The 1,868-nt window shown below is 68.6% G+C and carries 1 protein-coding gene and 1 pseudogene; both read right to left on the bottom strand.

The window, feature by feature from the left end:
• Positions 1 to 687 (bottom strand): DUF222 domain-containing protein (locus ACOADB_RS15405; RefSeq protein WP_378600298.1); only part of this gene is annotated, 687 nt, incomplete at its 3' end.
• An 84-nt stretch (positions 688 to 771) separates the two neighbouring features.
• A pseudogene (locus ACOADB_RS15400) lies at positions 772 to 1,868 on the bottom strand (hypothetical protein); the annotation flags it as partial.

Raw genomic sequence — 1,868 nt, 5'->3', positions numbered from 1 at the left:
CGCGACCCGGCGCTGGTTGGCCGACGCGTCGGGCATCGCTTCCTTCAGGTCCTCGGAGTCGGCGACCGCGTTGGCGGCGGCATTGATGCCGGCGATGGTCATCGCATCAGCGTGGACCGTGTAGGTGGCCATGCCGTGCTTGTTGACCCGCGACATCCGGGCGAACACCTCCCGGGCTGCGGCCTCTTCCTTCAACCGCGCCAACTCGGGGGCTGCGGCGGCGACCTTGCCCTCCACCAACGCCTGGAACCGGGTCCACGCCAACCTGCCGTCACACGACTCCGCGACCTCGGCATCGACCCACCCCGCCTCCGACTCCGACAGCTCCCGGGTCGCCTCCGCCACATGACGGGCATGACCCGTCCGGACCAGGCCTTCGTCGACCCCGGCCTGGATCCGTGGCAGCCGCAGCTTGATGTCGACCGCGTCCGCGATCAACTTCTTCGCACCATAAGGACTGGTCTGGATCCGGGCACCGAACGCCGCAGCGGCGTACTCGGTGATCAACGGCGTCCCCACACCACCCGCACGCTTGGCCCGCTCCCGACCCCGCTTGTCCGAGAGCGGCAACCGGTCAGGCGAATGCAGGACCGCCCACTGGTAGGCGGCCTTCAGGATGTTCCGCTCAGCCTCCACCCGCGCAGCATGCTGGCCCTCGACGAACGCCAGGACATTGCCGACGGACATCTCCACCAGCCGATCCTGCTCGCCCTGCCCGCACCCGATTGCCATACGAGTATTGGACCAGAACCCACCGACACAAGCCCCCGATCAGCCCGAGTTCTCCACAGTCCGCACGCGACCAGCCCGCAGGAACTTGCCCGTTCGACGCACTCCGACAGCCGAACCCGCAGTACCCGAGGCGAAGACCTCCTCACCACCGACCAGCACCGAGACCACGGTGGCGTCGTTGCGGTTCACCATCCGCGACAGGCCACCGAACGCCGGGATCGGGTCCTCGGCGTAGGCGTCCAGCGACGCGTCGAGGCGCGAAGGGTCGATGACGACCAGGTCGGCCCGATCGCCGACACGGAGGCGGCCGGCGTCGATGTCGTACCAGTCGGCGAGCTCGCCGGTGAGCCGGTGGACCGCGTGCTCGACGGTCATGAACGGGCGACCCGCCTGCTCGGCGTCGCGCACCCGCCGCAACAGCCGCAGGCCGAAGTTGTAGAAGGCCATGTTGCGCAGGTGCGCACCGGCGTCGGAGAACCCGAGCTGAACCCCGGGGTCGGCGGCGAAACGATCGAGCACCGCGGGGCGGTGGTTGGAGATCGTCGTACGCCAGCGGACCTTGTCGCCGTACTCGACGACGAGGTCGAGGAACGCGTCGACGGGATGCATCCCGCCACGGTCGACGCCGACCTGGCCGAAGGTCTTGCCGATGACCGAGACGTCCGGGCACTCGGTGATCTCGGCGTCGAAGAAGTCGCGGTGCCACACGCGCGGTCCGTACTTCTTGTCGTAGTCCTTGCGGAAGGTACGGCGATACGCAGCGTCGGCGAGCAACGCACGCTGTGCGTCGACCTGGTCCGACAGGTGCAGTGCCGCAGCACCCGAGCCGAACTCCTCGAACACCACGAGGGCGATGCCGTCGGCGTAGACCTCGAACGGCACCGGCAGGTGCTGGAACCGGAAGTTGCCGCCGAAGCGGTTCACCCAGCGGGCGATCAGCGGGAACAGGTGCGCGACCAGCGGGATCGCCTTGATGTCGGCGGCCGACAGCAGGCTGACCTTGAGCGCCGGCTTGAATCCCCAGCCACAGCTGCTGAAGGCCATCGTGACCAGGCTCTGCGGCTTGGCGACATCCGGTCCGCCTTGCAACGCGCGGCCCCTGGCCCGCAGCACCTTGTTGAGGCGGCGTCGCTCCT

This window comes from Nocardioides sp. CPCC 206348 (assembly GCF_048654705.1).
Lineage (GTDB): Bacteria > Actinomycetota > Actinomycetes > Propionibacteriales > Nocardioidaceae > Nocardioides.
This window is presented reverse-complemented; position numbering and strand designations above follow the sequence as displayed.